The following is a 24,571-nucleotide window of genomic DNA, read 5'->3' on the forward strand; positions in this document are numbered from 1 at the left end:
TATGGCTCAGCCATAATTATTGCTTAGCCATAATTTTCACATCCAAAGCTCCCTTTAATCGGAGCAACATTTCGGCATCAGAACAGGTGGATACTCCCGCAGTTGCTGCAACGTCGAATCGCATAAGGTTGAGTCATGAATGATCCTCGTATCCCCAACATCAAGTCCGCGCACCACGTTCGGAAGACCTCGCCAGCGAATGAACCGATGGAAGGCCATCTATCCGTATCCCGAACTCTCGGGCTTCTCGCGGCTGACATGGACACGTATCCAGAGCGAATGCTGCCTGTGGATACGCGTCTGGTCGCTCGAATTTTTGCGCTAGTCGGTCAGGCAGATGTTGACCTCAATTCACCGCTTTCAGCGGAAGACGAGTAAATCAGGGCCGCGAACCTACCCATTCCGGAAGTGGCAGGGAAGAGCCTGATCTGCGGCTCGTCGGCTAAAACTAGCTTGAGTTGATCGCCTATAATACTGTACATAAAACCAGTATCTATGCAGTGAATCCAATCCATGAATTTCGATCAGGCCAAGGCGCTCCGGCTTCAGCAATGGCGCTCAACCCTCGACGACCATGATTTCCGAATGGAGAACCCAGAGGCTCACCGGCAAACGCTCCGCGAAATGTCCGCCACGCTGGCGTCCGAGGGGCTCATCGATGATCTCCAGTGCTTCGACATGAACGAAATGGCGAATGCTGCCTATTGGCACGCTGTAGAAGAGTTGATTGACGCCCCAGCTCGATATTGCGGTGCATCGGCGTACGACGTTGTGAAACATGGCAGTGCAGAAATATTGGGCATAGTTAGGCGATCGATTTTCTACCACATGAGCACTCTCGCTGAGGCAAACATCGCAACATACGACGGCAAGATTTACCGAAGTGCGGATGGTGCGAATCTAGTCTTTAGCCCATCCGGAGTGATTGCGGGGATCAAAGGGCTGACGCTGACATTGCCTGACGGGCAACGGTACGAGCTCGTCGAAACCGGGCGGACTATCGAAGGTATCTTCCGCGAGCCAGTGGATGATCCAGATTCCTACCGGGGCCTGATCGATACCGCTCTCGTGGCCAAAGAAAGCCGAGACTTACGCTCGTTCGAAAAGCTTCGCCCATTGATTGACCTGGCGAAGTTTCGTATTTGCCCGGCATGCCTTGATCGCTTCGAGCTTCAGGAGGACTGCACCGCTTGTGGTGGTCAAGGATTTGTGGCGAAGCTATAGGTGCTGGTCAGCGATTGGTGCTCAGGGAGCGATACCACTCCGCATACGGCGTATTGGCCACCTGACGTTTGTTAAAGTCAGGACTGCCATCGTTCCACCACACGGGCCCTCGCTCTCCGAGCGCTACCTTTGCCGCTTGGACATGCTCCCGGGCCACTGTCAGCTCCCCGTCATCGCTAGACGCTTTCGCTGCCTTTACCTCACGACGCGCCGTCATCAAGTCATTGACCAGGCGCTGCCGCACATCTTCATTCAGCAAAGGATTGCTGCAGCGCCACAATTGTCCTTTGACTACAAAGTATCGACCGTCAGGTGTCATCGGGTACATCCCTTAAGCTCCCAAGAGCTCGTCATTTCCTGCCGTCGTCTCAGCACGCGGGCATCTCTCGGGCGGCATCAGTTTGACGAAGTCACGCGACAATGGACGAGGCATTGGCGTTTGCCTCCTACCGACATCAGGGGAAGTAATGTCCTCGGCACACAATTGGTGACGACGTACGATTCGCAGCAGTCCCCACAACATAGCCAGGGCTATCGCCATCCAAGCGGCGATCATGCTGAAGATTGTCATGGCAAGGCTCATAAATTCCTCCACTCCTTTGTCGTCTTCTTGCTCTCCTAGTAGATGACCGTATGCCGCCTGCGCTTGAAACCTTAAAAGGTGACGCCGGCTTGAAGCAAGAAATCGAGTTCGAAACAAAGCTTCGTGCCCTGTTAGCGAAGTACGGCTTCAGCTTGAGAGACATCGTCAACCTACTTGATCCAAAGGCTGGTCGTCACGCACCCGCTGCGGAGTCGAAGAGCAGCACTCGCAAGCCTCGCCAAGTGAAGGTCTACAAAAATCCAGAGACCGGCGAAGTCGTAGAAACCAAAGGCGGCAACCACCGGACGCTGAAGGAATGGAAAGCTGAGCACGGCTCCGCGACTGTTGAGTCTTGGCTGACCAAGTGATGTTGGTTTGAGTACAACAGGGCCCTCTGAGGGCCTTTTTCATACGTGCGCCAGGCATGGCGCGTTGCGCGTGTCTTCGATGCAGGCGCAGCCACACTGCGCCAACCTTTTTGCCAATCGCCGACTCGGCTAATACTGATAAAACCCTCTCCCAGTTTTTCTTCCCAACAAACCACCGGCCACCATTTCTTTCAGTAGGGGTGCTGGACGGTATTTGCTGTCGCTAAACCCGTCGTGAAACGACTCGATGACGGCGAGCAGCGTATCGAGACCGATCAAGTCAGCTAGAGCGAGTGGCCCAATCGGCTGGTTGCATCCGAGTTGCATCCCCAAATCAATGTCTTTCGCAGTAGATAGCCCTTCCTGAAGAACCAGGATTGCCTCGTTGATCATTGGAACCAAAATTCGATTTACCACGAAGCCAGGACGGTTTCCGGCGTTAATCGCGGTCTTGCCAAGGCGATCCGACAGTTCAATCATCTGGGCGTGGGTGGCGTCAGAGGTTTGCAGCCCACGGATTATTTCTATCAGTCCCATCATTGGTACAGGGTTGAAGAAATGCAGGCCAATGAAACGTTCCGGCTTATCTACGCTAGCCCCTAACTGGGTGATAGAAAGCGATGATGTGTTAGTCGCGATGACGCAGGTAGGGCGCACGTACTGTGTAATCTGTTTGAGTATTCGTAGCTTTAATTCCAGGTTCTCTGTGGCTGCCTCTACAACAATGTCTGCAACATTCAAGTGCGAGTAATCAGTCGAGGTCTGCACTCGTGCAATTGCGGCTTCTGCTTGCGCGCTTGATAGCGTTTGCTTTGACACTTGGCGTTCAAGGTTCCTCGTGAGGGCCGAGAGCCCACGCTCCAATGCGTCGTCATTGATATCAAGCATGAGCACGCGATAGCCCGCCGCAGCACATACCTGCGCGATACCGTTGCCCATCGTGCCGGCACCGATCACGCCAATAGTTTGAATGGTCATTTAATTTCACCCCCAGTTAAATCATGGCTAAAAGCATCGATAGCAGCCTGTGCAGCTCGAAAGGCTTCTGCTGACGCAGGAACACCTGCATACACGGCGCAGTGGAGGAGAACCTCACGGATCTCCGTCACGGTACAGCCATTGTTAAGTGCCCCCCTTACATGCCCGGCGAGCTCTTGAGGCGCTTTGAGCGCAGTCAACGCAGCGAGCGTTATGAGGCTTCGGGTTTGCAGAGACAGACCAGGCCGAGTCCACACGCCACCCCATGCATGGTCATTAATGAAGTCTTGGAGGGGTTGCTTGAAGGCGGACGCATCGTTCATAGCCTTATCAACAAACTCATTCCCCATTACGGATCTTCGGATATCGATCCCGCTCAGTTTTTGATCAGTCATCTGGCTTCCTTGGTAAGGGGTGGGTGGAGGGTTTGGTTAAAGGAATTTGATGGGGTAATTGATGATCACTCGGTTGTCGTCCATGCTGAAATTGCTGAAATCTCGCCGTAGTGTCGAGTTGCGCCATTTGAGCGAAAGATTCTTAAACGCACCGCTTTGAATGACATAGGCTATTTCGGATTCACGTCCCCACTCTTTGCCGTTGTCCGTACTGCCGATGTGGACGTTATCACCCGAAATGTACCGGTTCATCAACGTCAAACCTGGAATGCCCCAGCCGACAAAGTCGTAGTCATGTCGCAGTTGCCAGGACTTTTCTCCGGCGTTGTCATAGCTAGTGATAAAGCTGTCGTTCGCCAGGGAGCCGCCACCTGCACCGTTGACCCGCATCCAACCGGTACTTCCATGAACTTGCTGCAACCCGACATAAAAAGTGCTTGTGCCTTTCTTGGCCGATAGCATGGCGGTGTAGGTTTTGTTATCCATCTGACCGGATTTAGCTGAACCGTCTTCGTCGCCTAGAAACACACCAGTATTTGCACCGAGCCTCCACGACCCGACCTCTTGGGTATGCACAACATTGAGGTACTGCTGCTTGTAGATGTCCTGTAACTCCGCATACCAGAGGCCCACGAGGGTGGATTTGTTGTTGAAGGTGTATTCGCCTCCTGCGAAGTTGAATCGATCCGAGGTAGCCCCAGGCCTGCCGGCCATGAACATGTCATCCATGCTGGCGTCGTTACGAGGACTGTTACCTCTGAATTGACCGGTATAGAGGCTGAGGTTTTCGATTTCTTTAGAGGTGATCTGAGCGCCGCGAAAAGTTTGGGGCAGAGATCGGCCATCGTCGGATCGCAGAATGGGTAAGGCTGACTGCCATTCACCGACCTTCAGTTCTGTCTGTGAAAGTTTGGCTTTCAGGGCGATCCCTAGCCGACCGAAGTCGTCAGCTGGACGTCCGTTGTCATGCACAGGCAATAGCTGGGTTCCTGCCGTGCCACGGCCACCATCAAGCTTGATCGAGTACAGCCCTAAAACGTCGACGCCAAAACCAACCGTGCCTCCGGTGTAACCCGACCGAGCATCAAGGATGAAGCTTTGTGTCCACTCCTCAGCTTTTGCTTGTGGGTACGTAGAGTCGAGGAAGTTACGGTTCTGATAAAAATTTCGGAAGTTGAGGGAGGCGGTAGCATCATCAGCAAATCCCTCGGCCAAGACCGTCATGGCGGCTGTGGAAAACAACAACCCAATAGCACCTGGTACAGCTACAGCAGAAAGTTTGGGTCGTGCAGAGCGGATAAGGATATTCATTGTTGTTATTCCTTTTTTCTGCGCGCAGGTATCCTCACAAAGGAAATGCTGCGTCGAATTATTGAGAGTGCAGGGAGGGGGCGCTAATTAATCAGCGCTTCAAACGAGTGAGCAGTGCAGTCATAAACGTGGCACTACTAGGCGCTTTGAATTTGTTAGGTGCCCTTGGCGTCAACGAGCACAGCCATCAGCAAGGCATCAACCTCACCACGATTCACCCACGAGTGATTTGTCCCTCGTTGGATGACAACGTCGAATGGTTTCATTTCCACTTCCTCATCATCCAGTACGAGGGTGATGGCGCCTTGCAGGAGGATTATGTAATCCGTCGTGGCGCTTTTATGCATACCGGGATCCCGTCGGGTATCCGGCTGCACATGCGCGGCGTTCATGCTGGCGAATAAGTCGCTCCAGGCTTTCGCCTTCTCTTCCGGAGAAAGGTGAGCGCTATTGGCTTCTGGCGGAATTTGGAAGAAGCGAAATACGGTTCCAGATGTAGGGGGCTCTAAGGAGTTAGAGCAGGCTCCGAGGTCAGTGTTGGTAGCGTGGTCGTGAGGGGCTTCAGCGGTTGTCCACAGCTCGGTCAAGGCACCAATTATGTTGGTGGCTGGGCCGTCCGAGAGTACGGAGGAGCGACCTTCATGATTGTTGCAGGTGATTATCCGGCGAACAGGAATAAGCATTAACTGGCACTCTTATTATTGGTTGAGCCGTATGCGAGGCACGCTAACAATAGGTGGGCTGCATTTCCTCATCTTACGAATCACTCGGTACCAGAGCGAGGTCATAAGCGGATGCAAACGGGTCATTTTCGGACAAGAGAACCTATTTTTCACCGGTTGTATTTACGCTTCATCTCGGATTTGGCGAGGAGTCTTACCTGTCCACCGCTTAAATGCGCGTCTGAAATTTGTACCGTCGCTGAAGCCTAGCTTGGCAGCGATGTCCTCGGTGCTCATCTTCGTTGTCTGTAGGTACTCAATTGCAAGGCTGCATCGAACGTCATCCAAGATCGCCCCGTAGTCCGTTCCCTCGGCATCCAGCTTGCGACGCAGAGTTCGGGTGGTATACCTCATCTGTTCAGCCACTTGCTCCATGGATGGGAACTTGTTCGGAGTCAGCATCATCAACTGGTACACCTCACCCGAAACGCCGGAGGATGTCTTGGCTTTGCCTATCAGTCGGTCACAGGTTTCCTGAAGCAAGCTGCGAGTTAAGCGGTTAGCCAATTGAGGTGCCTGATCCAGGATGGCGCTAGGGTAATGCAGTTCATTGGCCGGCTGATCGAATAGGCATTCGCACGCCAACCAACGTTCATACAAGGCTCTGTTTCGTGGGGCCGGGTATGAAAAGAGAGCCTTAATGGGTTGGCAGTCTGGGCCTGCCGCGTCATGTAGGTGGGTAACGTGTTGAGCCATTTGTTGCTGAATCAGAAACTCACGGGTCTCTTCAGTCATCAGGTTGAGGTAGATGTCAGAGAACTCCCAAATCGCAGCCCCAGCTTCTTCTCGCCAACTGATATGTAGGGTGGGTGTCGCAAGCGGGTGGTACTTCACGCCGAAATCAAAGAAGTCTCGGAGTGTGAGGCTGCACATCAGCGCATACCCATACATGCCATATGCCGACAAATGCATGCGAGCGCCGACCTGGAAGGCTGTAGATGCGTCTGCTGCCGCTTTGATGACGTTTTCGCAGGCCTCTATGTACTGATGGACGGAGGTCAGTGCATTTGGATCGTGGACTTTGCTGGTATCTAGATGCGTGTTGCGAAGAACCACTTCAGCAGTGATGCCTTGCTCGGCAACCGTCTCCACAAGCGTGGCTATCTTGTAGGGAGCGAAGATCTTTTGGTTCAGCAATATTTGTCCGGGTGCCGGCATGGTTAGGCCTATGACTAATGTCCGAATAGGACTGGAAGATGTCCCTTAGAAACCTTATCAGACTATCGGCACGCTCGTAGTATGACTCCAACAAAAAGCCCTTGGGCAATATAAAAACGGAGTCACCATGAAAGAAAAACTTCATGCTTGCGTCATCGGCGCGGGCCTCATGGGTCATGGCATCGCACAGGTATTTGCTCAAGCCGGGCACAAAGTCACCATCTGCGACCCAGACGCAGCCATCCTTGAGGTTGCTCCCCAACGTATCGCTCACAACCTTGAGCAGATGGAGATTTCCCCTGGCGCTGTACTCGCTAACATATTCCTGACGCAGGATCTAAAAAGCGCTGCTGCGGATGCGGACATCGTCATTGAGGCGATTCCTGAGCGTTTGGAATTGAAGCAGAAGCTATTTGCCGAGATAGCTGAATACGCTCCTGAGCATGCAATTTTGGCGAGCAACACCTCGGTGATCCCCATCACCTCGATTGGCGAACTTCTGAGCGATGATGCTCGCGCCCGCCTTGTCGGCACGCACTGGTGGAACCCCCCGCATCTGGTTCCGCTGGTTGAGGTTGTACGTACCGAATACACCAGCGAGGCCGTGTTCGAGTCGACATTCCAACTGCTTCTGAGCCTCGGCAAATCTCCTGTGAAGGTTTATCGAGACGTTCCAGGTTTCATTGGTAATCGTCTCCAGCATGCGATGTGGCGAGAGGCTATTTCCTTAGTCGCCCAAGGCGTATGTGAAGCAGAAACAGTTGATACGGTCGTCAAGCAGAGCTTTGGCATGCGACTGCCTTTCCTCGGGCCCATGGAGAACGCAGATCTTGTGGGGCTGACACTCGCCAAGCAAGTGCACCAGGTCATCTTCCCTGACCTTTGCAACGACACTCAACCAAACCATCTCTTAGACCAACTGCTTGAGCATGGTCATGAGGGTATGCGCTCCGGGCAGGGACTCCGGGCCTGGACTCAAGAGCAGGCTGATGAAGTACGCAAACAACTTGCGCTTCGCCTGATCGACTCCGTTAAACACCCGGCTAGTTGATAGCCCCTGCTGAGCAAAAAAACATGAACAATAAAAATCGAAAAGTAATCATCACCTGCGCCGTCACCGGGGCAATGCATACTCCAACAATGTCTGAGTACCTGCCGATTACACCCGAGCAGATTGCACAGCAGTCGATTGAGGCCGTCGAAGCCGGTGCCTCCATCGTGCACTTGCATGCGCGCGACCCCATCGATGGGCGCCCCTCGCCAGATCCAGCTCTTTTCGATCAGTTCGTCCCTGAAATCGCACGTCAGACTGGCGCGGTGATTAACATCACCACCGGTGGCAGTACACGTATGACGCTTGCAGAGCGACTCGCATATCCACTGCGGGCAAAGCCTGAGATGTGCTCGCTAAACATGGGGTCGATGAACTTTTCGATTCATCCAATCGCTAAGAAAATGCAGAACTGGAAACACGAATGGGAAAAACCATACGTGGAGGGAATGGAAGATCTTATCTTTCGGAACACCTTCAAAGACATCAAAAACATCATGCAGGAGCTGGGTGAGTCAGGCACTCGGTTCGAGCTTGAGTGCTATGACGTGGGACACCTATACAACCTTGCATATTTTGTGGATGAAGGGCTGATCAAGCCTCCATTTTTCATTCAGTCAATTTATGGGGTGCTGGGAGGTCTCGGGCCAGACCCAGAAAATCTTGCGATGATGCGTGGCGTGGCTGACCGACTGTTCGGTCGCAGCAGCTATGAGTTTTCCATTTTGGGTGCTGGTCGCCACCAGATGCCTTTGCTCACCGTCGGCGCGATTATGGGTGGCCATGTACGTGTGGGCCTGGAAGACAGCATCTACCTAGAGAAAGGCGTAATAGCCAAGAGCAACGCCGACCAAGTTCGAAAGATTCGTCGAATTCTGGAAGAGCTTTCTTATGAAATTGCCACGCCTGACGAAGCCCGGCAGATCTTGGGATTGAAAGGCGCGCAAAACGTGGGTTTCTAAAATCCAGTCCGGCGAACGCCACCCCTAACATCCATGTATGCAGGTCGATGACCACTTATCGAGTGGTCGCTGCTAAGCGCTTCGTGGAAAAAACAATAATAATACCAGTGCGAGGGTTTCACTATGACCAACATCCAGACGGTCAGCGAAAACGATGCTGATGCAAGTAGCACTGCCAGCGGCTCAATAGCGGAAAATGCTGTCTATCGAAAGATCACCTTGCGGCTGGTTCCGTTGCTTTTCTTAGCCTACCTGCTCGCTTTTTTGGATCGTATTAACGTCGGCTACGCAAAGCTTCAGATGAGTGCCGATCTGGGATTTTCAGAAGCCGTATATGGATTGGGCGCAGGCATTTTTTTCATCAGCTATCTGCTGTTTGAAGTGCCTAGTAATCTCTGGCTTGAGCGCGTCGGCGTACGGATTACTCTGTTGCGCATTATGGTTCTCTGGGGGCTTGTATCTGCCTCGACCATGCTCGTGCAGACCCCTGAGCAGTTCTATTTCGTGCGACTGCTTCTAGGCGTCTGCGAAGCCGGTTTTTTCCCTGGCATCATCCTCTACCTCACCTACTGGTTCCCCAGTTCACGGCGTGGAAAGGTTACAGGCCAGTTCATGTTTGCGATCCCTGTTGCTGGCATCATCGGTGGGCCACTATCGGGTTGGATTATGTCTTCGATGGATGGCGTCAGCGGTCTGCACGGCTGGCAGTGGATGTTCTTGATTGAGGGGATACCGACTGTCTTGCTCGGATGCCTTTGTTACTTTCTTCTCGCAAACCGCCCCTCCGAAGCGAAGTGGCTATCGGCTAGCGAAAAGCAGGTAGTTATCATCGCCATGGAGAGGGATACGGATTCCAGCGTGAGTAACGGGCATGTCGGAATGCTGTCCAAAATGCGCCTCGCCCTGAGCGACTCCCGGGTTTGGTTACTTGCATTTATTTACTTCACCACCGCCTGTGCCAATTACACCTTCACCTTTTGGTTGCCCACGATCATCAAAGGGTTGGGTGTCACGAACGTCTCGCATATTGGGATATATTCGGCAATCCCCTACGTGTTTGCTGCACTCGGCGTGCTCTTTGTGTCGGCGAGTTCTGACAAGCGCAAGGAGCGTCGTTGGCACGTAGGGGGATCACTTATCCTTGGAGCAATTGGTCTGGCTACCACTCCATTTCTGAACAACTCGTTACCGGCAACGTTGCTTGTGCTCAGTTTCGTGGGCTTCTTCCAGTTCGGTGCAGGTATCGCCTACTGGGCTATTCCTTCGACCTACCTAAACAAAGCCACGGCAGCGGTAGGCATAGGGTTGGTCAGCTCGATCGGCGTAATCGGTGGATTCGTCAGCCCGGCATTGCTTGGTTTCATCAAGGATCTAACAGGCAGTCTCGACAACGGTATTTTCACCATCGCATTGCTGATGCTTGCAGGCGGGCTGGCAATCATTGTTGCTCTGCCTGCAAGAGCAGTACGTGTAGGTACTGAACCGTAGAGATACACGTTCACCAATCTCCCGGCAGCCATAACGTCTACGGCTCCGCGACCGTCTTGGCTGACCAAGTGATTTTGCTTTGAGTACAAAAGGGCCCTTAAAGGGCCCTTTTCAATCGTGCAGGATTCGAGAAATTCTTCTTCGCTACTTATTCATCTTTATCAAGGGGCGATGTCCTTCCCGGCAGTCTGCTACCAGCCAACTACCGGTAAACCTTCTGCAGTAATCTCAACAACTCAGCCCTCTCGGCATTGTCCAAGCTGGCGGTAGACGCCTCGTCACTACTAGCAGCGACTTCTTGTAAACGCGCTAGAAGCTTCTCACCCGCCTTACTGAGATACAGACCGTAGGATCGCTTGTCTGCCTTGCTACGGATCCGTAACGCTAAACCAGCTTTCTCTAATTTGTTAACCATCTGAACTACTTGGGGTGGTTCGATTGCGAGCGCCTTCGCCAGTTCAGTCTGAGTAGGGCCAGGGTTCCGGGCTATGATGGCCAGGGCTGAAAACTGCGCGGGGCGTAGATCGTATTCCGCTAATTGCTCTACGAAATGCTGAAATACCTTGATCTGTGCTCTGCGCAGAGCATAACCGATGAGGTTATCGAGGCCTGTAGAATTGGCTTCGGCGTCCAGTGCGTCGCTGTCAGCATGAGCGCCGGATTTGACTGTAGAGGTTCTCATATTTGGAGGCGCCTTGGAAAAATCAGTTAATGAGTATAACTGAATGGACGGCTTTCGATGGTGACTTTGAGCGGGCAGCATAGGGGATTCGCCTTTTATCTGAGGCTAAGCCGTACGAAGGGGCATAACCAGAGACCTTTTGGTGCAGAGCATTGGGCAGGCGACGCAGCACAAGACGGCGATCAACTGTATTTAGTCATCATCTGATGATTAAATGCCTCGCGGTCATCGTTCGCGGTTCGTCAACGAGCTGTGCTGTACATATTTCGCGTCGCCCGATCAAAGGAAACTGTCATGAAAACAGGTCTCATTGCCTGCATATCGTTAGCCATATCCCTCAGTGCCCAAGCTACCGTGCCCACCAAGGCCTCGGAACCATTTCGCTGGGGAGCCGCTTCCGCTGCTTATCAAATTGAAGGTGCGACTCGAGTGGACAATCGAGGCCCATCTGTATGGGATGTCTACCTAGACGACCACAGCCTAGCGGGGCCAGGTGTCTCAGGGGCAACTGCAATAAATTTCTATGATCGCAGGCAATACCTGAAAGACATCGCGTTGATGAAGAGCCTCGGATTCACGAGCTATCGTTTTTCCATTTCTTGGACGCGTTTGCTGCCAGACGGTCTGGGCCCTGTGAATCCTCTTGCTGTTAACCATTACCGACAATTCATTAATGATTTGAAAGCTGCCGGTATCCAACCAATGCTGACTCTCTACCATTGGGACATGCCAGCGAGCCTCGCGCGCGATGGTGGCTGGGCTAACCGAAAGTCGGTTGCCTGGTTCCAACGCTACGCTGAAGTAGTATTTGCCAACTTTGCAGATCAGGTAGACCTGTTCGTCCTGGTTAACGAGCCTTCTGTGGAGAGGGCCACTCAGGTCATGGCCGAAGAGCGACTCAATGGTCAACCTGGTGATTTAGCTATCGTTCCGAGCGCTGCTCATTTAGGGGAGGCGTTGAAGGTCTTCAATCACATCCTCTTGGCGTCTGCTGCCGCCAAAGAAAGCTTTACTGCCCATGGCTACAAAGGTCGGTTGGGCCTCGCTTTGCCCTTGTTCCCGATTTTGACTGCAGAAAATGCCTCGTCGTCCGACGAACAGGACGCCAAGTCTGCTGATGGCGTGTTGAATCGTTGGTTTCTTGATGCCATTTACAAAGGAACCTATCCAGCTGATGTTCTGAAGCTTGCCGATACCATGCACCTTGATATTGATGTTCAAGCCGGTGATGCAAAGAGGGTAGGTGCAGCTGAATTCGATTACCTGGGTGTCAACTACTACTCACCGCTGTTCATTAGCCATAAAACTGGTGCAGAGGGTTACGCGCCAAAAATGTGGTTGCCAGAAGGGGCCTTAGCCGCGTTCAACGGCGCAGTTCGACCTGACCAGTTCAAGGCATTGCTTGATCGTATCCGCGTCGAATACGGTAATCCTCCTGTCTTCATCACTGAAAATGGGGCGGGTTTTCCCGGAGAGGACGTGCTCGTTAACGGCGAAGTCCGGGATGAAAACAGATGCAGATATATTGTGGATCACGTCGCCGCTATGGTGGAGGCGATGAAAGCCGGTGCGGATGTACGCGGTTACCATGTCTGGTCAAGCCACGACAATCTCGAATGGTTGAGCGGCTACGGTAGCCGGTTTGGTCTGATCTACGTGGATTTCGATACGCAAAAGCGAACTCCCAAGAACAGTGCGTTGGTCTATGCACGTTTGGTCAAGGGGGATCCCGTCAAATCCAAAGACTGTGACTCACCAGTCTCATCAGCTCAAAAGATTAATTGATAACGAATGCGTTTATTCCTTCTCGGTTTGGTTGCGGATTTCGGAGGGAGTCATACCAAACCGTTCCTTCATCGCTCGACTGAAATGGGCCTGGGTGGAATAACCACAAGCGAAACCAATCTCCCCAACCGTTAAAGCTCGCTTCATCGGATTGAGCAAGTCATCGAAGGCGCGCAACGCTCTCTGTTCCCAGACATAGCGGGCCGGACTTGTACCTTCCTGGTGAAAAAGTCGATTCAATTGGCGCAGCGAAAGGCGGATTGCCTGAGCAACCTCGGCGGGCGAAAGCTCAGGATTTACTAGGTGCTGAAGAATGTAGCGCTTGGCCAATAACTTGGATAGCTCACTGGTAGCACTCGTTCGCTGGTCATCAAGCTGAGTCCTTAGCAGCATGCTCAAGGTGTCATAGATAACACCCGAGAGATGATCTTGTTCACCCGAGGACTCCTGAGTCATACATTCGCTGACGGTGCGCTTGAGGAGACTGGCCGACATTCTCGAGGTTTGGCTATCCGGGGTGATTTTAATTGGGAGCTGATCCGCAGCTATACCGGTGCGTCGAGTAAAGGCGGCTTCTGGTACATCCACCAAGCTCTCGTGCATCTCAGTGAGAAAGCCCAAGAGGAACGGGGTGCGAGTGTCGTATATAACCAGGTCACCCTGCGTTAGCAGCAAATGACGGCCATCCTGTACGAAGAAACCAGAGCCTTGCTGGATCTGGCAGACGAAAACTGAGTTTTTGGGGCACTGCTCGACCAGCAGCGCATCGCGCTCCACAAAATGATCATTGCCTGAGATGTCAGCTAACCCTATCTCTCCAACCCTGTGATTCGCTTGGCGAGCCATCAGTCCTTGGTAGGATAAGGAGGACGATCGCAGTCCCACGAGTGCAGTGCGGTTATAAGCGTTCCAGTAGTCCACCCTTTGAAGAGGCGGAACGCTCAGAGTATCGGCATAGGTACGAATTAGAGAGGCCATTGAGCAACCGCCTTCTTGTTGTTGTGATTATCCCAATGTCCCAGCGAGTCAAGCATCGCGTCCCGGCGAGGCAAATGCCCTAGACAGTGAGTGGTTACAGTCGTCACCAGAACATAACAACAACGCACTGGAGACAACAACCATGGTAGCCAACGCAATCTCAGAGTTCTGGCGCGACATCCGGCCAATCGAGTCCCCGTTCAAGCCTGATGCCTTGCCCGAAGCCTACATACCCAATGCCGCCACTGAGGATGAGCGGTATTACGTGCCTTTTACTGAAACAGTTGCATCCCGCCCGTTATGGATTTCCCCACAGCAAAATCGTTGGTGCGACATCCTGCTCGCTCGTGAAGCCGGCTTGGTCAATCGCCACTACCACCCTCATGAAGTTTTCGCCTATACGATCTCCGGCAAGTGGGGTTATCTCGAGCATGATTGGACTGCCACGCGCGGTGACTTCGTCTATGAGACTCCCGGAGAAGGACACACATTGGTTGCCTTTGAGCATGAGGAGCCAATGCGTGTTTTCTTTATCGTTCAAGGGCCGTTGATATGGCTTGATGAAGCAGGCAACTCCATTGGGCATTTCGATGTGCATGACTACATCGCAATGTGTCGTGAGCACTACGAAAAGGTTGGGCTCGGCGCTGACCTTGTCGATACTCTTTTCCGCTAGTGCAGCGAGGAGGCCCTATGAGCTTCTTGAAGAACGTTTGGTATGTCGCGGCCCTAGAACACGAGCTGGATGCGGGCCCGCTGGCCCGCAAGATTTGCGGTGAACCCATCCTTTTGACAAGGTTGGGTGATGGCACTCCCAGTGCATCTAGCAACCGGTGCCCTCATAGATTTTCGCCCTTGGATCAAGGGAAAATCGTGGGGGACGGTGTTATCCAGTGTCCTTATCATGGCCTTCATTTTGATGTTAAGACGGGGGCTTGCGTACACAATCCTCATGGTGACGGACTGATTCCCAGGGCGGCTCGCTTGTTGACGTACCCTGTATCCATCCGACATGGCGCATTGTGGATTTGGATGGGTGAACACACCGCGGCCGACACTAATCGTATCCCTGATTTCTCGTTTGTCAGTGATGAAGGGATGCGAACATTGGCAGGGCTGATTCCAGTCAATGCAAACTATCAATTGATCGCCGACAACCTGATGGATCTCTCTCATGTCGAGTATCTGCATGCAGGTGGCTTAGGTAGTGACGCAATCAAGCATGGTAAACACGAGGTTATCCAAGAGGGTGACACAGTGTTTTCCAATCGCTGGTGCCCGGATGACCTTGCTCCTCCGGTGTGGGATGCGTTATTCGACAACTACGGCAAACCCGTCGATCACTGGTTGAATATGCGATGGGATCCACCGGGTATCATGCGGCTGGATGTTGGAGTGTCGCCAGCAGGGCTTGGGCGAGAACAGGGGGTTTGGGCATACTTCAACCACTTCCTGACACCCGAAACAGAAAACTCTACGCATTACTTTTGGTCTGTCAGCCGTCCATTCAAACTGCATGATACTGAAGTCGATCAGGCTATCGACTCCACGGTGAAGGTCGCGTTTGTCATGGAGGATGTGCCCATCATCGAGCGAGTCCAGGTAATGATGGACGGGCAGGATTTCGATGCGTTGCGTCCAGTTCTTTTGGGTGTCGATACGGGAGCTCTGAGGGCGCGTCGGGTCTTAAAGCAACTTCGCGAACGCGAGCTTGCTGCCATAGACGCGGGGAGGGCGCAGTCATGAAAAGCGAGCGCTTGCCCTTTGAAGTCACCGTGGTAAAGCGAACAGATAGTGCAGTGGGTGTAATGGTGCTTGATCTTGTTCCGTTCGAAGGTGGCACGCTGCCCTCCTTCGAACCTGGAGCCCATATCGACGTCCTCACACCGGCTGGGGCCATCCGCCAATATTCCATATGCAATAACCCGGAAACCTCCGGGTATCGACTGGGTATTCTCCTGAATCCAAGCTCCAGGGGGGGATCGGCAAGCATGCACAGTACGATCAGGGAGGGTGATCGCTTGCACATTGGTGCTCCCAGAAATCTCTTTCCGTTATTAGAAAGCAGTGAGCCGAGTCTTCTGCTCGCAGGTGGAATTGGAATCACTCCTTTACTGGCGATGGCCTGGCACCTTCATGTCAATGACCGTCCGTTCGTTCTGCATTATTTCGTCCGTTCTCGAGCGCGCGCCGCATTCGCCAAAGAAATTCTTGAGGGGCCGTTCTCGGGAAGCGTTCAAATACACGCCGATGATGACGTCCGGATAGACTTGGAGAGTCTTCTCAATTCTTCTGATCGCGGGCATCTTTATCTGTGTGGGCCAGAAGGATTCATGGAGGCGGTGATCAGAGCGGCGGATCTGTGCCGTTGGGATCAGCGTCGAGTTCACAAGGAGCACTTTCAGCCACTACCGTTTGACGGTGTAGAAAAAACTTTCACCGTCGTCGCGGCTCGTAGCGGTGCAGCATTCAAGGTTAATCCTGGAGAGAAGATTGCGGATGTGCTCGAAGCGGCAGGAGTGGACGTGCAACTGTCCTGCGAGCAAGGCGTCTGTGGCACCTGTTTGACGCGGATCATTGAAGGAACGGGTGATCACCGCGATAGTTTCCAGAATAGCGCGGAGAAAGCGCTCAACACTCATCTGGCCATATGTTGTTCAGGATCTCTGTCCGAACGCCTGGTGCTGGATATCTAGCAAGCTGCGAAACCTGCTGCACATCGTCGTTTTGCCAAGCCATGGCCGACATGTGCAGCCTTCCCATGTTTTAACGCTCCAATCCCCTCCGTTTCTTAACCATAATCAGCCTCTTGTCGTTCAAGCTTGCACCCTGAGAAGTCGGCCTTGAATTCGGTTTGACGATAAGCTCGTACGCGCTCATGATAAATCATCCATTGATGATTATTTTGTTTCGGCTGCACTGAGTCAATGGAATGCACATCCGCCATTTTCATAACAAGGAAAGGTCAGATGCTAGTAGCACGGTTAGGCTCAACACCAGGTATCGACAATATTTCGATCCTGACAGAAAACGATTTATCCCAACCAGATCCGGGGCCCGGTGAAATATCTGTGAGGCTACAAGCGAGCTCACTGAACCAGCATGATTACAATGTAATTTTAGGACGTCTTCCTGCTGAGGCTGGTCGCATCCTTTTGTCAGATGCTGCAGGAACCGTCGAAGCTGTAGGCGCTGGAGTAACTGAGTTTTGTGAAGGCGACCAAGTCATATCCTGTTTCTTCCCGCAATGGATTGACGGGCGGCAAGGCATTCCAGGGTTCTCCACTGTTCCGGGGGATGGTGTGGATGGATACGCTCGCGAACACGTCATCCGGCCAGCGAGCTGGTTTGTTAGGGCTCCTCGACATCTTAATGTGCTCGAGTCGTCATCCCTGCCAACCGCTGCCCTTACCGCATGGAGGGCATTGGTGGTTGAGAATAAAGTTAAACCTGGTGATTCAGTTTTGATTCTTGGTACCGGGGGCGTGTCGATCTTTGCTTTGCAGTTCAGCAAAATGCTCGGCGCGCGGGTCATCGCCACGTCCTCTAGTAATGAGAAACTGCAGCGAATCAGTTCGCTTGGAGCAGATGATCTCATCAATTACATCGAGGTGCCTGAGTGGGGGCAGCGCGTCAGGGAGTTGACCGATGGACAGGGTGTTGACCATGTCATTGAAATAGGGGGACAAGGTACGCTCCCTCAATCCATTGAAGCCTGCCGAGTGGGAGGGCGAATAGCGTTGATCGGCGTGCTTACAGGTATTGGAGGTTATGTGCCTTTAGCAGCCATGATGGGCAAACAAATCCGCTTGCAAGGTTTGACGGTGGCTTCGCGCAGTGACTTGCAGGAGATGATTTCGGCAATGGAGGTCAATAAAATCCGGCCGATAATCGATGCGACGTATTCGCTCTCAAACTTGCGTGATGCACTGCGTCAAATGGAGAGCGGTAAGCATTTCGGGAAAATCGCGATCGATCATCGATAGGCAGGCTCGCCGGTCGCCTCTACGCTTATCCTGAAACTGATACGAGGAAGGTTGCCAGTCGGGTCAGCCTTCCTCGAATCCTTAGTTGCTACGCGTCTTCAAGAAGTGGAGGTGCGGAGTCGCTGATGGCTGGTGCGTAAACCCACTGCGCTAATGACTGCCAAGCCCGCCGCGCAGGCAAATATTGCACTGGGTCTTCCAGGGATCAGCTCCATTCCCGCAGAGACAAACTGTCCGAAGAAAATAGCCATGGAAAGGTAGGCTAAGTTGCGCCCTAGAAGTTGGTTGTGACTTTGCTCAATTGTCATATGGTTCACCAGCGGCACGGATAGTCCAAAGCCTGAGCCCAATGCAACAGCGCCGATCAGGTAGGTCGAGACGCCTTCGCCTACTGCAAAGAACATGTGGGCAATGGCGTAACAGATGAAGGAGATCGCGAGCGTTGCATGCTCGCCAACGCGCTTCACGACGCGAGGCATAATGGCCGCGGCGGCGACTGCGATCAGCGACACAAAGGAGAGGAAATAGCCTGTCTTTGCCTCATTCATCCCCATTTCATTCAGCGAGATCGGCAGCACAATTATGCCGGTAAAAAAGCTGAGCATAGATAGCACTGCTGCAACGTAGACAATCTTCAGGGCCTTTGGCATCGCGGTGTGGGTCATGGCGTTGCTAACCGGCTGAACGCTCGACTGCGTGCGGGGTACGAATAACAACAACATTCCAGCAAACACCCATGCAACGAGATACAGCGTGAATGGCCAAGCCCATCCGATCGTGGCCAGCAGTCCACCGATGAACAGGAAAATCACGCCACCGAGTTCGATGGCCATGCCTTGTCTGGCAATCATCGTCAGGCGGGCTGAGCCATCGTACAACGCAGAGATCATTCCCGTGCCGCTGGACATCACCAATGCAGTCGCAGCTCCAAGCAAGAGTCGATCAGCGAAGACTGCCCAAGGGCCGTGCAGTACTGCGCCAACGATGCCTAGGGCGCCATAGGCCACCAGTCCAATAAGCAGTGAGTTATACAAGCCGTAACGTTGCACCAGCCTGGCAGCAAGCGGCCCGAATAGCACGACTCCTAATGCCGGCAAGGTAACCAGTAACCCAACGCCATGATCAATGCCTAACTCCGCTGCGATGCGTGGCAATCCTGGGACGATGACACATCCCACCATGATGGTGAGACAAGCGACTGCGAGAAGCGTAAACGCCGCAAAGCCTGAAGGGGGGGATGGTGATGTGGGCATACTCACTCCGAGAAAACACTGTCCGTTCTATGGGATTAAAATCCGTTGTGCGGAACAGATGCTCGGTTTTTTCCCCTCGGGTGTCAAGGCGTGTCCGCCTAATGGCTGATTGCGAGGGGGTGACACAGGTTGAGGATAGGGACGGATTTAAGTGATTGGAGACAGCAGGGCAGGCGACGGATTTAAGAAAATGGAGCGCTGTCCTCTCTTAAGTGCTGTCACTAGGAGAGAAAGGTGATTGGGTTGATAGGGTATGATTCTCGCTTTCTGGTAACGCCTAGAGATCCCAAATGAGCCAAGACAAGGAAGCTTCCAGTAAACAGGTGATCGCTCGTGCGGCAGCTATGCTATCGGCACTCGAAAAATTCCCGTTTGGTGCGAGCCTCAGTCAACTTAGTGAAGCCTGTGGACTGCCGCGTACGACAGTGCATCGCATGGTGGGATCCCTCGAAGCTCAGCAGTTGGTAATCACTGATACAAATGGCGTGCGTCTTGGGCCGGCTTTGGTTCGACTGGCGGCTTCAGCGCATAAAGATGTCATTGGCATTTCTCGCCCATACATCGAGGCGTTGGGGCGTAAAACAGGAGAAACCGTCGATCTCTGTATTTATCGGGGCACCCATTCCGTCTTGGTAGATCAATACGTATCTAATCAAGAGTTGCGTGTTGTTTCTCCAATCGGCACCGCCTTCCCAATCCATTGCACCGCCCACGGCAAGGCGTTGCTGGCTGTGCTCAAGGAACAGGTTTTGGAGACGATGTTTTCCACAATTGATTCGTTCGACACGCGCACGGCGAACACCTTGAAAGACGTGAAGGCACTCCGAAAAGAATTAGTGAATATCTCACGCGCCGGTTACGCCGTGGATCGAGAGGAGCACGCTCGCGGGGTTTGCGGAATTGGTATCCACCTGCACACGGGATTTGTCGACCAATATGCGCTCGCGCTTGCGGTTCCGATGCTGCGTTTCGAAGAAAACTTCGACGAACTGAAAGCGGCTCTGTTGCAATGCAAAGCAGAGATTGAATCGGTGATAGGTGTTCCCTGACGTAGCTGATCAAGTGTTGGGCTTGCTAGATCTCCAGGGCTACGAATGATCAGTGATGTTGCATGCGGCACCTGGTGAATTTTGGCACTCATTGAAAAGCCCCTGGCGGGGCAGGGGCTTAGTGGGAGCGCTGAAAGGCAATTCAGAAATTGACGTTATCTTTCCCTTTCAACCCGAGGATCGCTCGAGCCTCAGCGGGCGTTGCAATCTCCATACCTAGCTCAGTGAGAATCGCCTTTATCTTGGTAACCTGCTCGGCGTTACTTACAGCAAGCTGGCCCTTACTGATGAACAGGCTGTCTTCCAAGCCGACCCGTACGTGTCCTCCTAGCATCGCAGACTGCGTGACCATCCCCATTTGTGCTCTACCGGCGGCGAGTGTTGACCACACGTAGTCCTTACCGAACAGCTTGTCCGCGGTGCGCTTCATGAAGACCAAATTTTCCGGATCCGATCCAATGCCTCCCAGAATGCCGAAGACCCCCTGGATAAAGAACGGCGGCTTCAGTAAGCCTTTGTCTACGAGGAACGCGAGGTTGTAGAGATGCCCAACGTCATAGCACTCGTGCTCGTAACGGGTGCCATGATCACGCATCAACTCAAGCGTGCGCTCAATATCGCGGAATGTATTACGGAAAATGAATGCGTCGCTGGTGGCGATGTAATCTTTTTCCCAGTCGAACTTCCACTCCTTGATTTTGCCCGCGAGCGGATGAAAGCTGAAGTTGATCGACCCCATGTTGAGCGAGCACATTTCAGGACTGAATTTCAACGCGGCGGCGAGTCGGTCTTCAGGCGTCATTTCCGGACTGCCGCCTGTGGTGAGGTTTATCACCGCGTCAGTCGCTTCCTTGATGCGTGGTAAGAATTTTCCAAATACTTGCGGATCACCTGTCGGCCGTCCGTTTTCCGGATCGCGTGCATGCAAATGAAGGATAGCGGCGCCGGCGTTAGCGGCATCGATCGCTTGCTCTGCGATTTGATCAGGAGTGTAGGGCAGGTGAGGTGACAGCGTTGGGGTGTGTATCCCGCCAGTAATCGCGCATGTCACGATGATTTTTTGATTGCTCATTTCTGACGCTCCGTCTGTGGCTTGAGCATCCGGGTCAGGTGGTTATTCAGCCGTTCAGTCACTTCGGCTTGACGCCCTGCAGGCCACTCAAGAAAGCCGCGCCCCGTCTTCGCTCCCAACTCGCCGCGATTGACCCGCTCAGTGAGGCTAGGCAAAGGTTGGCTGGACTTGTCCAGGTCGGAAAGAATCACCGAATGAATGTCCAGGGTTAAATCAAGCCCTACCATGTCCGCGTTCTCTATAGGCCCGAATACTGGCAGCCGTAAGCCGAAGCTGTTTTTGACGACAAGGTCGACGGTGTTAGCGTCACAGACACCATTGCTGATGATCGCGTGGGCTTCGCGCCAGAGTGCATGTTGAAGGCGATTGCCAACGAAACCGGGCACATCTTTGTTTACGCGAACAGGCAGCTTTCCGCATGAAAGCAATAGGTCATAAACACGGTCGATCGCCCAGTCAGCTGAATCTTCCGTACGAATGACCTCGACCAAAGGAATCAACGGTGCTGGGTTCCACCAATGCGCGCCTACGATTCGGGCGCGAACCTGTGAATCAAGATGCTCGCCGATGTACCTGATCGGGATTACAGAAGTGTTACTTGCAAAGATTGCCTCTCGCGGTGCCAACCTTGCCAGCTCAGAAAAGATCTCCTTTTTTATTTCCAGTTTTTCCGGGCCAGCCTCGAACACTACATCAGCTTGCGCAACTGCCTCGCTGAGTTCAGTGCAAGGCTTAACGTTCACGGCCAGGCCATCATCAAGTCCAAGGTTTTGCAGCCCGTTGCGAACCTTAGTCGTAAGCGATTGAAGGCTGGCCTCAGAGGAGTCATATACCCGTACGGTATATCCATTGGCGGCAAAAACCTGAGCGATGCCGGCCCCCATTAGGCCGGAGCCTATAACAGCGATTTGGGTAGTCATATGTTTAATCCCTAGCCGGCGGTATAGCCGCCATCGATATAGAAAATCTGACCGGTGCAGAAATCCGATGCCCCTGAGAGCAGGAACTGCGTAGCACCAACCAAATCTTCGGGTTCGCCGAGTCGACCGAGCGGGATACGGGCCAACATTCCCGTACGGGCATTGATTCCCCTTTCTGTGTCTTCGAACATCCATGCCGTAAGAGGAGATCGAAACACTGTGGGAGCGATGGCGTTTACCTGGATACCTTGGCGTCCCCATTCACACGCCAAGGAGCGGGTAAGCCCATCCACGGCATGTTTCGAAGGGCAGTACGCGCTATAGCCAGCAGAGTGCCCCAGCTTTCCTCGAGTAGACGAGACGAAGACGATTTTTCCACCGCCCTCTTGTTGCATGAATTGATCGGCAGCTGCTCGAGCCATCAACCATGAGCTCTTCACGTTCGCATCCATGACTGCCTGCCATGCGTCGACAGGAAAATCAGAGGCCAGTCGAACGTCGTTAACACCGGAAGCAATTAAGACTCCATCCAAACGCCCAAAATGTTGGATGGTCTGCTCAATGATTGAGCGAGTGATCTCGTCTGATTCAGGACGAGCTGAGATAGCGAGGATATGAGCGCCTTGGCCGGAAAGCTCTTCACTGAGAGTGGAGAGCTTGTCTTTTGTGCCTGCGACCAAGACGAGCTTGGCCCCCTCCGACGCCAGAGCTTTCGCAGCGGCAGCTCCCAATGCTCCGGTCGCACCAGTGATGACGATGACCTTACCGGCCACGGAAAATCGTCCAGATGTATTGTTTGACATTCAGACCTCCTTCGCTGGAATGGGCAGCATCACAACCAGCATGCTTGCGGGAAGATTGCTTCGATTGACCACGGCACGGCGTTCACCGGCCTGGATGCAACAAGAATCAAATGGTTTGAGGACTACTTCCTCGTCATCAGTGCAGACGGTGACTTCGCCACTGCAGACGAAGTACACCTTCTCTTGGCCAGATGCGTCCCATACCGCTCCACCCTGGGGGAGCAGATGGGAAAGGCCCACTACTGTCTCGCGAGCAGGGGTTGCATCAGCCCCCTGCAGCCGCAAGCAGTAGATGTCGTGATGCCCAGGAGGCTGGTAGGGATGTGCGTCCTCAATGCGAGTGACGAACATAGCCCTTACTCCTCAGCGCCAGCTTCGATGCGGAATTTCTGCTCGGGATCGACCATGGCAACCAGGCGGACGATGCAGCCGTCGCCCTTCGTCCAGCGCCATGGAAAGGCGGCAAACGTAACGCGCTTGCCGGTAACCTTATCGAGATCACCACCCACGTTCTCAATGCCTGGAATACCGGCAGTAAGCAGGGCGCGGTGCGCAGGCTCCCACAGAGGGAAATCCTCGATGACCTCTCGGCCAGTTTCTTCTTTGTATTCCTCCATAACGCGCGGCAGTAATGGGCCAACACCGTGTGGGCCAATGGCCGTTGCGAGAGGGTGATCTAACGCCTGCTGATCAACGCCTACCATCTTCACGCCTTTTGCGGCCAGCCACTCCCCAGCGTCTTTGTAGAGGCCAGGCGAATATGCGTAGTACATGCTGTTGTCACCATAGTGATGGTGCCAGCCAGTGTTGATGATCACGATGTCGCCAGGACGGATGCGAGGGCGCGCATTCTCCAAGTCCTGGGCAGTGATTACCTCCCACTTCTTCTTCGGAATCGACACAACTACGCCGGTGCCGAAGAAACGCTCCAGAGGGATTTCATCGAGGAAGGGAGTCCCCTCTACCACGTGGGCAGGAGCATCGATATGGGTACCGCTATGCATCACCGTGGTGATGCGCTGAGTGAGGACACCAGATTTGGCGTGGTAGTGAATACGTTCGATTTTGACGTCTTCGAAATACGGCCAGTTCGGAACGCCGAGACCCCAAGGATGGCTGAGTTCGAAAAATTCGACGGAGTCTGTGCTGCTTGGAGCGGCTTTTGGGTAAGAACTCATCTCGTATCACCTTTTATGTTGTTTTTGGTGTGTACCGCATTACGGTTATCAACGCCGCAATGTGGTTAAAGTTTTGATCGCAACTTTGTTTGCTGTCAATACAAGTGCAGTGTCCATCTGACGGAATCACGGACTAAGACTTCTTGTTTTGCGTTCTACTTCTTGATTTAAAAGAATTTTCACGTAGATGATTTTTTTTAAGAAAATTAGCCTCAGCTTTGTTGCTGTACCGCATTGTGGGTTTTAGTCATATTTTTATAATGTAAGTTTAGATAGTAACCTAATCGTTTTATCTTTGAGTACGCTGGTACTAAGTCCTACAGGTACATAAGAATGTAACTGAAATATATAAATATCTTTGTCATTAAATTCTCCTAAGCTATTGAAAATAATGGTAATAAATCATCATCGCGACGATTATTTTCGTGCTCGTTCACTGTTGTGATGATGACCTGTCATCGATTCGTGTTGACAACCAAAGGGGTGAGAAATAGTCTTTTAGTCATGTGGATGGTGTGTACCGCAATGCGGTCAACATAAAAATAAGAGGCCTCACATGTTCAAGACTAAACGCTTTAAATCGACTGTCCTTCTCTTGGGGGCAGGCTGTCTCTTAATCTGGTTA

At 52.8% G+C, this 24,571-nt stretch carries 25 protein-coding genes; 11 read left to right on the forward strand and 14 right to left on the reverse strand.

All coding sequences use genetic code 11. The features are described 5' to 3' along the window. Positions 1–513: 513 nt before the first annotated feature. Entirely contained in the window at positions 514–1,224 is a 711-nt protein-coding gene (locus ACIP1X_RS02625) for a hypothetical protein (protein ID WP_400749050.1), read from the forward strand. A gap of 7 nt (positions 1,225–1,231) precedes the next feature. Here ACIP1X_RS02625 and ACIP1X_RS02630 read toward each other — a convergent pair whose 3' ends face one another. After that, positions 1,232–1,552, reverse strand: coding sequence for a hypothetical protein (locus ACIP1X_RS02630; protein WP_400749053.1), 321 nt, complete (start codon positions 1,550–1,552; stop codon positions 1,232–1,234). A gap of 305 nt (positions 1,553–1,857) precedes the next feature. On the opposite strand from ACIP1X_RS02630, the gene ACIP1X_RS02635 reads away from it, so the two are divergent. Beyond that, a complete protein-coding gene (locus tag ACIP1X_RS02635) occupies positions 1,858–2,175 on the forward strand; it encodes a histone-like nucleoid-structuring protein, MvaT/MvaU family (protein ID WP_400749056.1) in 318 nt (105 codons plus the stop codon). A 129-nt stretch (positions 2,176–2,304) separates the two neighbouring features. On the opposite strand, the gene ACIP1X_RS02640 is transcribed toward ACIP1X_RS02635, so the two are convergent. The 5 genes from ACIP1X_RS02640 to ACIP1X_RS02660 all read right to left on the reverse strand — a co-directional run bounded on the left by ACIP1X_RS02640 (position 2,305) and on the right by ACIP1X_RS02660 (position 6,739). Further along, positions 2,305–3,153, reverse strand: coding sequence for a 3-hydroxybutyryl-CoA dehydrogenase (locus tag ACIP1X_RS02640; protein WP_400749059.1), 849 nt, complete (start codon positions 3,151–3,153; stop codon positions 2,305–2,307). Next, positions 3,150–3,548 (reverse strand): carboxymuconolactone decarboxylase family protein, encoded by a 399-nt coding sequence (locus ACIP1X_RS02645; protein ID WP_400749062.1) that lies wholly within the window; start codon positions 3,546–3,548, stop codon positions 3,150–3,152. The genes ACIP1X_RS02640 and ACIP1X_RS02645 overlap by 4 nt, the downstream gene beginning before the upstream one ends. 36 nt (positions 3,549–3,584) lie before the next feature. Then, a complete protein-coding gene (locus ACIP1X_RS02650) occupies positions 3,585–4,772 on the reverse strand; it encodes an OprD family porin (RefSeq protein ID WP_400749423.1) in 1,188 nt (395 codons plus the stop codon). A 242-nt stretch (positions 4,773–5,014) separates the two neighbouring features. Beyond that, positions 5,015–5,542, reverse strand: a complete 528-nt coding sequence (locus tag ACIP1X_RS02655) for a cupin domain-containing protein (protein ID WP_400749065.1) — start codon at positions 5,540–5,542, stop codon at positions 5,015–5,017. A gap of 162 nt (positions 5,543–5,704) precedes the next feature. Then, on the reverse strand, positions 5,705–6,739 hold the full coding sequence (locus ACIP1X_RS02660) for an AraC family transcriptional regulator (RefSeq protein ID WP_400749068.1): 1,035 nt from the start codon (positions 6,737–6,739) through the stop codon (positions 5,705–5,707). A 127-nt stretch (positions 6,740–6,866) separates the two neighbouring features. On the opposite strand from ACIP1X_RS02660, the gene ACIP1X_RS02665 reads away from it, so the two are divergent. The 3 genes from ACIP1X_RS02665 to ACIP1X_RS02675 all read left to right on the forward strand — a co-directional run bounded on the left by ACIP1X_RS02665 (position 6,867) and on the right by ACIP1X_RS02675 (position 10,240). Further along, positions 6,867–7,790: a 3-hydroxyacyl-CoA dehydrogenase family protein gene (locus ACIP1X_RS02665; RefSeq protein ID WP_400749071.1), complete on the forward strand. Its 924-nt coding sequence runs from the start codon at positions 6,867–6,869 to the stop codon at positions 7,788–7,790. A gap of 23 nt (positions 7,791–7,813) precedes the next feature. Next, positions 7,814–8,752, forward strand: a complete 939-nt coding sequence (locus ACIP1X_RS02670) for a 3-keto-5-aminohexanoate cleavage protein (RefSeq protein WP_400749074.1) — start codon at positions 7,814–7,816, stop codon at positions 8,750–8,752. A gap of 123 nt (positions 8,753–8,875) precedes the next feature. Next, positions 8,876–10,240 carry an MFS transporter gene (locus tag ACIP1X_RS02675; protein ID WP_400749077.1) on the forward strand — a complete coding sequence of 455 codons (1,365 nt, stop codon included), beginning with the start codon at positions 8,876–8,878 and terminating at the stop codon, positions 10,238–10,240. A 202-nt stretch (positions 10,241–10,442) separates the two neighbouring features. On the opposite strand, the gene ACIP1X_RS02680 is transcribed toward ACIP1X_RS02675, so the two are convergent. After that, positions 10,443–10,922: a MarR family winged helix-turn-helix transcriptional regulator gene (locus ACIP1X_RS02680; protein ID WP_400749426.1), complete on the reverse strand. Its 480-nt coding sequence runs from the start codon at positions 10,920–10,922 to the stop codon at positions 10,443–10,445. A 294-nt stretch (positions 10,923–11,216) separates the two neighbouring features. Here ACIP1X_RS02680 and ACIP1X_RS02685 point away from each other — a divergent pair, with 294 nt between their 5' ends. Continuing rightward, positions 11,217–12,707, forward strand: coding sequence for a glycoside hydrolase family 1 protein (locus ACIP1X_RS02685; RefSeq protein WP_400749080.1), 1,491 nt, complete (start codon positions 11,217–11,219; stop codon positions 12,705–12,707). A gap of 12 nt (positions 12,708–12,719) precedes the next feature. On the opposite strand, the gene ACIP1X_RS02690 is transcribed toward ACIP1X_RS02685, so the two are convergent. Then, entirely contained in the window at positions 12,720–13,685 is a 966-nt protein-coding gene (locus ACIP1X_RS02690) for a helix-turn-helix domain-containing protein (protein WP_400749082.1), read from the reverse strand. 142 nt (positions 13,686–13,827) lie between these two features. On the opposite strand from ACIP1X_RS02690, the gene ACIP1X_RS02695 reads away from it, so the two are divergent. The 4 genes from ACIP1X_RS02695 to ACIP1X_RS02710 all read left to right on the forward strand — a co-directional run bounded on the left by ACIP1X_RS02695 (position 13,828) and on the right by ACIP1X_RS02710 (position 17,671). Continuing rightward, positions 13,828–14,361 carry a 2,4'-dihydroxyacetophenone dioxygenase family protein gene (locus ACIP1X_RS02695; protein WP_259197963.1) on the forward strand — a complete coding sequence of 178 codons (534 nt, stop codon included), beginning with the start codon at positions 13,828–13,830 and terminating at the stop codon, positions 14,359–14,361. Between the two features lie 17 nt (positions 14,362–14,378). Then, positions 14,379–15,431 carry a Rieske 2Fe-2S domain-containing protein gene (locus tag ACIP1X_RS02700; RefSeq protein WP_400749084.1) on the forward strand — a complete coding sequence of 351 codons (1,053 nt, stop codon included), beginning with the start codon at positions 14,379–14,381 and terminating at the stop codon, positions 15,429–15,431. Next, a complete protein-coding gene (locus ACIP1X_RS02705) occupies positions 15,428–16,381 on the forward strand; it encodes a PDR/VanB family oxidoreductase (protein WP_400749086.1) in 954 nt (317 codons plus the stop codon). The genes ACIP1X_RS02700 and ACIP1X_RS02705 overlap by 4 nt, the downstream gene beginning before the upstream one ends. Before the next feature lie 273 nt (positions 16,382–16,654). After that, positions 16,655–17,671 carry an NAD(P)-dependent alcohol dehydrogenase gene (locus tag ACIP1X_RS02710; protein ID WP_400749088.1) on the forward strand — a complete coding sequence of 339 codons (1,017 nt, stop codon included), beginning with the start codon at positions 16,655–16,657 and terminating at the stop codon, positions 17,669–17,671. 98 nt (positions 17,672–17,769) lie between these two features. On the opposite strand, the gene ACIP1X_RS02715 is transcribed toward ACIP1X_RS02710, so the two are convergent. Next, positions 17,770–18,924, reverse strand: a complete 1,155-nt coding sequence (locus ACIP1X_RS02715; protein WP_400749091.1) for an MFS transporter — start codon at positions 18,922–18,924, stop codon at positions 17,770–17,772. Positions 18,925–19,214: 290 nt separating this feature from the next. Between ACIP1X_RS02715 and ACIP1X_RS02720 the strand changes: the two genes are divergently transcribed. Further along, positions 19,215–19,973, forward strand: a complete 759-nt coding sequence (locus tag ACIP1X_RS02720) for an IclR family transcriptional regulator (protein WP_400749094.1) — start codon at positions 19,215–19,217, stop codon at positions 19,971–19,973. 142 nt (positions 19,974–20,115) lie between these two features. Here the strand turns inward: ACIP1X_RS02720 and ACIP1X_RS02725 are convergent, their stop codons facing one another. Genes ACIP1X_RS02725 through ACIP1X_RS02745 form a run of 5 tightly spaced genes read right to left on the reverse strand, consistent with a single transcriptional unit; the run spans position 20,116 to position 23,946 of the window. Continuing rightward, on the reverse strand, positions 20,116–21,045 hold the full coding sequence (locus ACIP1X_RS02725) for a 3-keto-5-aminohexanoate cleavage protein (RefSeq protein ID WP_400749097.1): 930 nt from the start codon (positions 21,043–21,045) through the stop codon (positions 20,116–20,118). Then, positions 21,042–21,965 (reverse strand): 3-hydroxyacyl-CoA dehydrogenase family protein, encoded by a 924-nt coding sequence (locus ACIP1X_RS02730; protein WP_400749100.1) that lies wholly within the window; start codon positions 21,963–21,965, stop codon positions 21,042–21,044. The genes ACIP1X_RS02725 and ACIP1X_RS02730 overlap by 4 nt, the downstream gene beginning before the upstream one ends. Positions 21,966–21,976: 11 nt before the next feature. Then, positions 21,977–22,768: an SDR family NAD(P)-dependent oxidoreductase gene (locus tag ACIP1X_RS02735; protein ID WP_259197949.1), complete on the reverse strand. Its 792-nt coding sequence runs from the start codon at positions 22,766–22,768 to the stop codon at positions 21,977–21,979. Continuing rightward, a complete protein-coding gene (locus ACIP1X_RS02740; RefSeq protein ID WP_259197947.1) occupies positions 22,769–23,119 on the reverse strand; it encodes a cupin domain-containing protein in 351 nt (116 codons plus the stop codon). It abuts the gene before it with no gap. A gap of 5 nt (positions 23,120–23,124) precedes the next feature. Further along, a complete protein-coding gene (locus ACIP1X_RS02745) occupies positions 23,125–23,946 on the reverse strand; it encodes a cyclase family protein (protein WP_259197944.1) in 822 nt (273 codons plus the stop codon). Positions 23,947–24,571: the final 625 nt, after the last annotated feature.

The organism is Pseudomonas sp. NPDC088885 (genome assembly GCF_044750025.1).
GTDB lineage: Bacteria > Pseudomonadota > Gammaproteobacteria > Pseudomonadales > Pseudomonadaceae > Aquipseudomonas > Aquipseudomonas rustica.

Excerpts from the sequence above, each read along its gene's own strand:
- ACIP1X_RS02625 (WP_400749050.1), top strand. The coding sequence starts at position 514 with ATGAATTTCGATCAGGCCAAGGCGCTCCGGCTTCAGCAATGGCGCTCA.
- ACIP1X_RS02630 (WP_400749053.1), bottom strand. The coding sequence starts at position 1,552 with ATGTACCCGATGACACCTGACGGTCGATACTTTGTAGTCAAAGGACAA.
- ACIP1X_RS02635 (WP_400749056.1), top strand. The coding sequence starts at position 1,858 with ATGCCGCCTGCGCTTGAAACCTTAAAAGGTGACGCCGGCTTGAAGCAA.
- ACIP1X_RS02640 (WP_400749059.1), bottom strand. The coding sequence starts at position 3,153 with ATGACCATTCAAACTATTGGCGTGATCGGTGCCGGCACGATGGGCAAC.
- ACIP1X_RS02645 (WP_400749062.1), bottom strand. The coding sequence starts at position 3,548 with ATGACTGATCAAAAACTGAGCGGGATCGATATCCGAAGATCCGTAATG.
- ACIP1X_RS02650 (WP_400749423.1), bottom strand. The coding sequence starts at position 4,772 with ATGACGGTCTTGGCCGAGGGATTTGCTGATGATGCTACCGCCTCCCTC.
- ACIP1X_RS02655 (WP_400749065.1), bottom strand. The coding sequence starts at position 5,542 with ATGCTTATTCCTGTTCGCCGGATAATCACCTGCAACAATCATGAAGGT.
- ACIP1X_RS02660 (WP_400749068.1), bottom strand. The coding sequence starts at position 6,739 with ATGCCGGCACCCGGACAAATATTGCTGAACCAAAAGATCTTCGCTCCC.
- ACIP1X_RS02665 (WP_400749071.1), top strand. The coding sequence starts at position 6,867 with ATGAAAGAAAAACTTCATGCTTGCGTCATCGGCGCGGGCCTCATGGGT.
- ACIP1X_RS02670 (WP_400749074.1), top strand. The coding sequence starts at position 7,814 with ATGAACAATAAAAATCGAAAAGTAATCATCACCTGCGCCGTCACCGGG.
- ACIP1X_RS02675 (WP_400749077.1), top strand. The coding sequence starts at position 8,876 with ATGACCAACATCCAGACGGTCAGCGAAAACGATGCTGATGCAAGTAGC.
- ACIP1X_RS02680 (WP_400749426.1), bottom strand. The coding sequence starts at position 10,922 with ATGAGAACCTCTACAGTCAAATCCGGCGCTCATGCTGACAGCGACGCA.
- ACIP1X_RS02685 (WP_400749080.1), top strand. The coding sequence starts at position 11,217 with ATGAAAACAGGTCTCATTGCCTGCATATCGTTAGCCATATCCCTCAGT.
- ACIP1X_RS02690 (WP_400749082.1), bottom strand. The coding sequence starts at position 13,685 with ATGGCCTCTCTAATTCGTACCTATGCCGATACTCTGAGCGTTCCGCCT.
- ACIP1X_RS02695 (WP_259197963.1), top strand. The coding sequence starts at position 13,828 with ATGGTAGCCAACGCAATCTCAGAGTTCTGGCGCGACATCCGGCCAATC.
- ACIP1X_RS02700 (WP_400749084.1), top strand. The coding sequence starts at position 14,379 with ATGAGCTTCTTGAAGAACGTTTGGTATGTCGCGGCCCTAGAACACGAG.
- ACIP1X_RS02705 (WP_400749086.1), top strand. The coding sequence starts at position 15,428 with ATGAAAAGCGAGCGCTTGCCCTTTGAAGTCACCGTGGTAAAGCGAACA.
- ACIP1X_RS02710 (WP_400749088.1), top strand. The coding sequence starts at position 16,655 with ATGCTAGTAGCACGGTTAGGCTCAACACCAGGTATCGACAATATTTCG.
- ACIP1X_RS02715 (WP_400749091.1), bottom strand. The coding sequence starts at position 18,924 with ATGCCCACATCACCATCCCCCCCTTCAGGCTTTGCGGCGTTTACGCTT.
- ACIP1X_RS02720 (WP_400749094.1), top strand. The coding sequence starts at position 19,215 with ATGAGCCAAGACAAGGAAGCTTCCAGTAAACAGGTGATCGCTCGTGCG.
- ACIP1X_RS02725 (WP_400749097.1), bottom strand. The coding sequence starts at position 21,045 with ATGAGCAATCAAAAAATCATCGTGACATGCGCGATTACTGGCGGGATA.
- ACIP1X_RS02730 (WP_400749100.1), bottom strand. The coding sequence starts at position 21,965 with ATGACTACCCAAATCGCTGTTATAGGCTCCGGCCTAATGGGGGCCGGC.
- ACIP1X_RS02735 (WP_259197949.1), bottom strand. The coding sequence starts at position 22,768 with ATGTCAAACAATACATCTGGACGATTTTCCGTGGCCGGTAAGGTCATC.
- ACIP1X_RS02740 (WP_259197947.1), bottom strand. The coding sequence starts at position 23,119 with ATGTTCGTCACTCGCATTGAGGACGCACATCCCTACCAGCCTCCTGGG.
- ACIP1X_RS02745 (WP_259197944.1), bottom strand. The coding sequence starts at position 23,946 with ATGAGTTCTTACCCAAAAGCCGCTCCAAGCAGCACAGACTCCGTCGAA.